Source organism: Curtobacterium sp. ME26 (assembly GCF_903970945.1).
Taxonomy (GTDB): domain Bacteria; phylum Actinomycetota; class Actinomycetes; order Actinomycetales; family Microbacteriaceae; genus Curtobacterium; species Curtobacterium citri.
Genome location: NZ_CAJCKG010000025.1, coordinates 36,642 through 44,291, shown reverse-complemented (window position 1 = coordinate 44,291; position 7,650 = coordinate 36,642). Strand labels below are relative to the sequence as shown.

Sequence of the window (7,650 nt, the reverse complement as noted above, 5' to 3'; positions counted from 1 at the left end):
ACACGAGGCACGAGAACTGGTCGCCGCCCCACCCGTAGGAGCCGATGGCGCCGCGGGCGTACGCCTGCGCGCCGGCGGGGTCGACGGCGACGCCGTCCGTGCTCGGGTAGGACGTGCCCGATCCGCCGCTCGTGGCGGCGGGCGTGGACGCCGCTGCGGCCGCCGCGGCCGCCGATGCCGCGGCTGCCGCGGCGGCTCGTTCGCGGGCGCGCTGCTGTGCAGCCTTCTGGGCCGCGACCTGCACACCCAGCTCGTACCGCTGCTCGGTCTCGGCGGTCGTGTCCCGCAGTTCCGCGAGCTGGGCGTAGAGCTCGTCGCTGTGCTGCTGCGTGTCGGCGACGCTCCGTGCGGCCGCGTCCGAGGCGGAGCGGGCGTCTGCCGACCGTTCCTCGGCGGCGCGCGCGAGCGTCGTCCGCTCGGACTCGGCCCGCTCGGCCTGGTCGTGCAGGGCGGACGCGGTGTGTCCGGCGACCGAGGCCTCGTCGAGCACGCCCTCCCACGTCGTCGAGAGCTGGTCCATCGCGCCGAGCTGGTAGAGCAGCTGCCGGGGGTCGTCGGCGGTCGCGATCCGCGTCGTCATCGCGTTGCCGCTGCCGTCCCGGTACAGGGTGGCGGCGAGCTGGCCGGCTCGTTCCCGGGCGCGGGCCGCCGTCCGGTCGGCGCTGTCCGCCTGGGACCGGAGGCTCGTGGCCGCCTGGGTGGCGGAGGCCAGGTCCGCCGCGGCGCGGTCGGACGCCGCTGACGCCTCGAGCGCGGCCTGCGACTTCGCCGCCGCGTCGGCCTGCACGGACCGGAGGGCGGACTGCACCTTCGTGACCTCTGCCGCCGCGGCCTGCTCGTTGCCCTTCGCCCGCTGCACGTCCTGCCAGCTCGGGTACTGCTGGGTGTCCGCCGTCGCGGGGAGGGCGGTGGCCACCGGGGCGACGAGCGCGCCGACGACCACGGCCGCCGCGACGAGCACGCCCCGCGAAGGGGTGAAGCGCATGGCGGCAGGCTACCGGGGACACGCCCGTTCGCCGGGAGCAACACCCGCGAGCGACCTGAGGACTGGTAAAGTCCTCCTCGTCCGGGGACCGTTTCCCCGGGCGTCACAACACACACTGCGCAGACCGGGCACGGAGCTGGTCATCGGTGGTGGCTCGCGGGCAGCACGGTCCGTCCCGAGTGCTTCTACTGCTGACCAGACATGCGTCCCGACCCCTCGGCGCGCACGCACCATCGAGTGCCGTCGCCCAGGTCTGCCGAACACGTCAAGGAGGCACCCTTTTGGAGGGTCCCGAGATCAAGTTCGCCGAGGCCGTCATCGACAACGGCAAGTTCGGCAAGCGCGTCGTCCGGTTCGAGACCGGCCGCCTCGCACAGCAGGCCCAGGGCGCGGTCGCCGCGTACCTCGACGAGGAGACCATGCTCCTCTCGGCCACCAGCGCCGGCAAGCACCCGCGCGAGGGCTTCGACTTCTTCCCGCTGACGGTCGACGTCGAGGAGCGCTCGTACGCCGCGGGCAAGATCCCCGGCTCGTTCTTCCGCCGTGAGGGCCGTCCGAGCACCGAGGCGATCCTCGTCTGCCGTCTGATCGACCGGCCGCTGCGTCCGTCGTTCGTCGACGGCCTGCGCAACGAGGTCCAGATCGTCATCACCGTCCTGAGCATCGCGCCGGACGAGTTCTACGACGCGCTGGCGATCAACGCCGCGTCGGCGTCGACGCAGATCTCCGGTCTGCCGTTCTCCGGCCCGATCGCCGGTGTGCGCCTCGCCCTCATCGGCGACCAGTGGGTCGCGTTCCCGAAGGCCTCGCAGCTCGCCGAGGCCGTGTTCGACCTCACCGTCGCCGGGCGTGTCGTCACCGACGACCAGGGCAACGAGGACGTCGCGATCATGATGGTCGAGGCCGAGGCCACCGAACACGCCTGGGGTCTCATCCAGGGCGGCGCCACGAAGCCCGACGAGGCGATCGTCGCGCAGGGCCTCGAGGCGGCCAAGCCGTTCCTCAAGGTCCTCGTCGAGGCGCAGGCGAAGATGGCCGCGCAGTCGGCCAAGGAGATCCAGGACTACCCGGTCTTCCCGCCGTACGCCCCCGAGGTCTACGACGCCGTCGAGGCCATCGCCCTCGACGAGCTCAAGGACGTCTACCAGATCGCCGGCAAGCTCGAGCGTCAGGACAAGGACGACGCCCTCAAGGCCCGCGTGAAGGAGGCCGTCGCCGCCAAGGTCGAGGCCGGGGAGCTCCCCGACAGCGCCAACGGCCAGGTCAGCGCCGCCTACAAGTCGGTCACGAAGAAGGTCGTCCGCGGCCGCATCCTGACCGAGCAGGTCCGCATGGACGGTCGCGGTCTCGCCGACATCCGTCCGCTCGACGCCGAGGTCGCCGTGATCCCGCGCGTCCACGGTTCGGCGATCTTCCAGCGCGGCGAGACGCAGATCCTCGGCGTCACCACGCTGAACATGCTCAAGATGGAGCAGCAGATCGACTCGCTGTCGCCCGTCACGAAGAAGCGCTACCTGCACCACTACAACTTCCCGCCGTACTCGACGGGTGAGACCGGTCGTGTCGGTTCGCCGAAGCGTCGCGAGATCGGGCACGGCTTCCTCGCCGAGCGCGCCCTCGTGCCGGTGCTGCCGTCGCGCGAGGAGTTCCCCTACGCCATCCGTCAGGTGTCCGAGGCCCTCGGCTCCAACGGTTCGACGTCGATGGGCTCCGTCTGCGCCTCGACCCTGTCGCTCCTCAACGCCGGTGTGCCGCTGCGCGCGCCGGTCGCGGGCATCGCGATGGGCCTCGTCTCCGACACCGTCGACGGCCAGACCCGCTACGCGGCGCTGACCGACATCCTCGGTGCCGAGGACGCCCTCGGCGACATGGACTTCAAGGTCGCCGGTACCTCGGAGTTCGTCACGGCGATCCAGCTCGACACGAAGCTCGACGGCATCCCGTCGTCGGTGCTCGACGCCGCGCTGAAGCAGGCCAAGGAAGCGCGCTCCGCGATCCTCGGCGTGCTGACCGAGGCGATCGACGCCCCCGACGAGATGGCCGACACCGCCCCGCGCGTGATCTCGGTGCAGATCCCCGTCGACAAGATCGGCGAGCTGATCGGCCCGAAGGGCAAGACGATCAACGGCATCCAGGACGAGACCGGTGCCGACATCTCGATCGAGGACGACGGCACGGTCTACATCGGCGCCGTCGACGGTCCGTCGGCCGAGGCCGCCCGCGCCCAGGTCAACGCGATCGCGAACCCGACGAACCCGGAGATCGGGGACCAGTTCCTCGGCACGGTCGTCAAGATCGCGACGTTCGGTGCGTTCGTGTCGCTGCTCCCGGGCCGCGACGGTCTGCTCCACGTCTCCGAGGTCCGCAAGCTCGCCGGTGGCAAGCGCGTGGAGAACGTCGAGGACGTGCTCGGCGTCGGCCAGAAGATCCTGGTCGAGGTCACGAAGGTGGACGACCGCGGCAAGCTGTCGCTCGCGCCGGTCGTCGCCGACGAGGTGGACACCGAGGGCCGCGACGACCACGCGACCCACGCCGAGGCGCCTGCCGAGGGCTGATCCCCGGACACCTGAACGGCCGCCGCTCCTGCTGGAGCGGCGGCCGTTCGCCGTTGCGGGCCGTGCGGGCGGTGGGGGTCAGGACGCGGGGGTCTCCTGCGTGCCCATCAGCTGTGCGCGGCCGAGCAGGTGCTCGCGGAGCACGAAGCCGACGACCGCAGGGGTGGCGTCCGCCGGGGCCTCGAGCACGGGGACGTCGAGCGCGCTCAGCGTGAAGAAGTACCGGTGCGGACCGTGCCCCGCGGGCGGTGCGGCGCCGAGGAACGTGTCGGTGCCGTACTCGTTGCGGCGGCGCAGGGCCTCGGCGGGCAGCAGCGCGTCGTCCGTCCCGGCGCCCTGCGGCAGCGAGGTCGCCGAGGCCGGCAGGTCCGTGAGGCTCCAGTGCCAGAAACCGGACCCGGTCGGGGCATCGGGGTCGTACACGGTGAGCACGTAGCTCTGGGTGCCCTCGGGCGCGCCCTCCCACTCGAGGGCGGGGGAGCGATCCTCGCCGCCACCGCCGGCGTCGGAGCCGCGTGCCCAGTCGGGCAGGACGCCGCCGTCGGTGAAGTCGGGGCTGGACAGGGTGAAGGACGGGACCTCCGGGAGGTTCCAGTTGGGGTCGTTGGCCATGTGCCCAGCCAACACCCGGGCCCTGGTGCGTGGGTGGGACGCCACGGGAGGCGCGTGGCGGCGCCGCCACGCGCCTCCCGTCCGTCAGGTGGTCACCGTCAGGCGGTCAGCGTCAGACGGTCAGGACCCGTTCGGCGACCCGGCCGAGCGCCGCCGTCGCCGCGATCGCGTCGCCGGCGTACGCACCGGCCATCGCGCCGTCGCGCGCGAGCATGAGCTCGTCGGCACCGTCGCCCGCGAGCGGGTGCCCGGCGCGCTGCAGCAGCGACGCGAGCTGCTCGGTGTACCAGTCGCGGTGCGCGGCGACGACCTGGCGGACCGGGTCGCGCGGGTCGTGGTACTCGGCAGCGGCGTTGAGGAAGGCGCAGCCGCGGAACTCGGAGCGGCCGACCTCGTCGGAGACGGCGGCGACCCACGCGCGGACGGCGTCCGTCGGGCTGTCCGCGTCCGCCACGAGCTGCTCGAAGGCGCGCTGGACCCGCTCGTCCTGCGACCGGATGTAGGCCAGGATCAGGTTGTCCTTCGACCCGTAGTGCTTGTAGAACGTCGCCTTCGTGACGCTGGCCTCGGAGATGAGGCGGTCGACGCCGACGCCGCGGATGCCCTCCTCGTAGAAGAGCCGCGTCGCGGTCTCGAGGATGCGGACCTTCGCGCCGCCGGAACGGGGAGCCGGGGGGACGCTCGACCCGTCCGGCGACGCGAGGTTCGTGCTCGGGCCCGGGAGACGCTGGACGGCCGGTTGGGGGGAATCGACCGTCACAGCGCTGCTCCTCGGACTCATCGGCTCCGCGGGGGAGTGGGGGGACTCCCGCGCGCAGGACTGATGTCCCGAGCCACCGGGTCGGAATCTAGGGGGGCTTCCGACCCGATGGAAGAAACTGTACCACAGGGAGGACAGACAGACGAGTCTTTCTATCCTCCTTCGATGTACCCCACTTCGAGGCACGTGGGTCCGGGCTGGGGAAACTGGGCAGCGGGCCGTGCCGGATCAGTAGGCTCCTACCCGATGAACCAGCCAGTGCCGTTGCCGCTCGGGTCGCAGGACACGTCGTTCCTGACGTCCGGCGGCGCATTCGTCCGTCGAACCGTGTTGTCGTCCGGGGTCCGGGTCCTGACCGAGTCGGTCCCGGGGGCGAGCTCGACGAGCCTCGGCTTCTGGGTCGGTGTCGGCTCCCGCGACGAGCGCGAGGGGCAGTTCGGCTCGACGCACTTCCTGGAGCACCTGCTCTTCAAGGGCACCGCGAGCCGGAGCGCCCTGGACATCGCGATCGCGTTCGACTCCGTCGGTGGCGAGCACAACGCTGCCACCGCGAAGGAGTACACCTGCTACTACGCACGCGTGCGGGACACCGACGTCCCGATGGCGGTGGAGGTGATCGGCGACATGGTGACCGGCTCGGTGCTCGAGGCCGACGCGTTCGACGTCGAGCGCGGGGTCATCCTCGAGGAACTCGCGATGGCCGCCGACGACCCGGCGGACGTCGCGGGCGAGGCCTTCTTCGCCGCCGCGTTCGACGGGCACCCGCTGGGCCGCCCGATCGGCGGCACCCCGGAGAGCATCCGCGCCGTCGGCCGCGACGAGGTGCTCGACCACTACCGCGAGCACTACGCGCCGAACGGCATCGTCGTGACGGCCGCCGGTGCCGTGGACCACGACCGCTTCCGCGAGCTCGTCGAGCGGGTCTTCCGTGACGCCCCGAAGGCGTCGCCGCTCGCCCGTCGGACCCCGCAGCCCGTCGCCGACCCCGCCGTGCCGCGGCTCACCGTCGCGCACCGTCCGACCGAGCAGGTCAGCATGCTCCGCGGATCGCAGGGCCTCGACCTGCGTGACGACCGGCGACCGGTGCTCAGCGTGCTCAACGCCGTGCTCGGTGGCGGCATGAGCTCCCGGCTGTTCCAGGAGGTCCGGGAGCGTCGCGGACTGGCCTACGCCGTCTCGTCGTTCGCGCCGGCGTACCTCGACAACGGCGCGTTCGGCGTGTACGCCGGGTGCGCGCCGGACAACGTCGGCGGGGTCGTCGAGATCATCGACGCCGAGTTCGCCCGCATGGTCGACGACGGCATCACGGAGGACGAGCTCCGACGCGCGAAGGGGCAGATCGAGGGGGCGCTGACCCTCTCGCTCGAGGACTCCGACGCCCGCATGACCCGGCTCGGGCGCTCCGAGCTCGGCACGGGCGAGTTCACCGACCTCGGCACCGCGCTGCAGCGGGTCGACCGCGTGACCGCCGCCGACGTGCTCGACCTCGCGCGGGACCTGCTCACCCGTCCGACGATCACCTCGGTCGTCGGCGCGGTCGAGCGGGACCGACTCGCCGCCGCCATCGGTGCCGAGGGGTGACGGACGTGTCCCACTACCTGTACCTCGTGCGCCACGGTGAACACCAGGACGCCGAGCACGGGCTCCGCGACGGCAAGCTGTCCGAGCGGGGCAAGCGCCAGGCGATGCTCGTCGCCGACCGGCTCGGCGGGGTGCCCTTCGACGGTGTGTACCACTCGCCGCTCGACGCCCCGAGCGAGACGGCGTCGTTCCTCGCGCAGCGGCTGCCGGCCGTCCAGCCCGAAGCGTCCACGCTGCTCTTCGACTGCATCCCCTCGGGTCCGACCCCGGACATGCCGCATGCTTACCAGGGCTGGTACGGCGGCGTGACCGAGGAGGAGATCGTCGCCGGCCAGGCGCAGATGGGCGACGCGGTCGCCGAGTGGTTCACCCCCGCGCGCGAGGACCGGCACGACCTGCTCATCACCCACAACGCGGTGATCGGGTGGTTCGTGCGCGAGGCGTTCCAGGCCCCGGAGTGGCGCTGGATGGGCACGAACGTCGCGCACACCGCGCTGACGATCATCCGCATCCGCTCCGCGAAGCCGGCCGAGGTCGTCACGCTCAACGACCTGGCGCACCTGCCCGTCGAGTTGCGCACGGGCCTGCCGGTCGACCAGCCCGTCTAGCGTCCGGCGTCCGGCGTCCGGGCGGGCACCGGCCTGGAGGCGCTGCTCGCCTCAGCGCACCGGCTTGCGGTACCAGGCGGTCGCGTTCGGGTTCTCGTTGAACGGTTCGACCCGCTGGTAGCCCCGACTCCGGTACATCGCACCCGCGGCGACCAGGGAGTCGTTCGTGTCGAGGACCACGCTCGTGGCACCGAGGTCCCGCGCCGCCTGCTCGAGCGCGTCCATGAGTGCGGTCGCGACACCCCGTCCGCGTCCGCCGGGGGTGACGTAGACGTGCTTGACCTCGAACCGGACGTCGTCGCCGTCGTCCGCGATCCGTCGGAGACCGCCGCAGCCGACCGGGACCTCGGTGCCGTCCGCGGTGTCGACCGCGAGCGCGAAGGTACCGTCCGGGGCGACGAACTCGGCCGCCGGGGTGCGCTTGCGCGAGTAGGAGCCCTGCGCACTCGGGAACGTCGCCTCGCGCTCGTCGAGGTAGGCGTCGAGCAGGGCGTCCACCTCGGGGGCGTCGGCGGGTACGGACCTGACCTGGAGCGACATGGGTCGATC

7 protein-coding genes are annotated in these 7,650 nt (G+C 72.2%); 3 read left to right on the top strand and 4 right to left on the bottom strand.

The annotated features are described in order from the left end of the window. On the bottom strand, positions 1–985 hold a 985-nt coding region (locus H7A69_RS11250; RefSeq protein ID WP_182047087.1), incomplete at its 3' end, for a hypothetical protein. 281 nt (positions 986–1,266) lie between these two features. Between H7A69_RS11250 and H7A69_RS11245 the strand changes: the two genes are divergently transcribed. After that, positions 1,267–3,540, top strand: a complete 2,274-nt coding sequence (locus H7A69_RS11245; protein ID WP_182047086.1) for a polyribonucleotide nucleotidyltransferase — start codon at positions 1,267–1,269, stop codon at positions 3,538–3,540. 78 nt (positions 3,541–3,618) lie between these two features. On the opposite strand, the gene H7A69_RS11240 is transcribed toward H7A69_RS11245, so the two are convergent. Together H7A69_RS11240 and H7A69_RS11235 are read right to left on the bottom strand one after the other, a co-directional pair. After that, entirely contained in the window at positions 3,619–4,152 is a 534-nt protein-coding gene (locus H7A69_RS11240) for a YbhB/YbcL family Raf kinase inhibitor-like protein (RefSeq protein WP_182047085.1), read from the bottom strand. Between the two features lie 112 nt (positions 4,153–4,264). After that, the gene (locus H7A69_RS11235; protein ID WP_182047084.1) at positions 4,265–4,912 is read right to left on the bottom strand and encodes a TetR/AcrR family transcriptional regulator; all 648 of its coding nucleotides are present in this window, start codon (positions 4,910–4,912) and stop codon (positions 4,265–4,267) included. Positions 4,913–5,158: 246 nt separating this feature from the next. Here H7A69_RS11235 and H7A69_RS11230 point away from each other — a divergent pair, with 246 nt between their 5' ends. Both H7A69_RS11230 and H7A69_RS11225 read left to right on the top strand, forming a co-directional pair. Then, the gene (locus tag H7A69_RS11230) at positions 5,159–6,493 is read left to right on the top strand and encodes a M16 family metallopeptidase (RefSeq protein WP_182047083.1); all 1,335 of its coding nucleotides are present in this window, start codon (positions 5,159–5,161) and stop codon (positions 6,491–6,493) included. A gap of 5 nt (positions 6,494–6,498) precedes the next feature. Beyond that, positions 6,499–7,101, top strand: coding sequence for a histidine phosphatase family protein (locus tag H7A69_RS11225; RefSeq protein ID WP_069713561.1), 603 nt, complete (start codon positions 6,499–6,501; stop codon positions 7,099–7,101). 51 nt (positions 7,102–7,152) lie between these two features. Here the strand turns inward: H7A69_RS11225 and H7A69_RS11220 are convergent, their stop codons facing one another. Beyond that, entirely contained in the window at positions 7,153–7,641 is a 489-nt protein-coding gene (locus H7A69_RS11220) for a GNAT family N-acetyltransferase (protein WP_182047082.1), read from the bottom strand. Positions 7,642–7,650 lie beyond the last annotated feature (9 nt).

What these genes read in the sequence shown, in the direction of transcription:
- H7A69_RS11240 (WP_182047085.1), bottom strand. Translation starts at nt 4,152, where the DNA reads ATGGCCAACGACCCCAACTGGAACCTCCCGGAGGTCCCGTCCTTCACC.
- H7A69_RS11230 (WP_182047083.1), top strand. Translation starts at nt 5,159, where the DNA reads ATGAACCAGCCAGTGCCGTTGCCGCTCGGGTCGCAGGACACGTCGTTC.
- H7A69_RS11220 (WP_182047082.1), bottom strand. Translation starts at nt 7,641, where the DNA reads ATGTCGCTCCAGGTCAGGTCCGTACCCGCCGACGCCCCCGAGGTGGAC.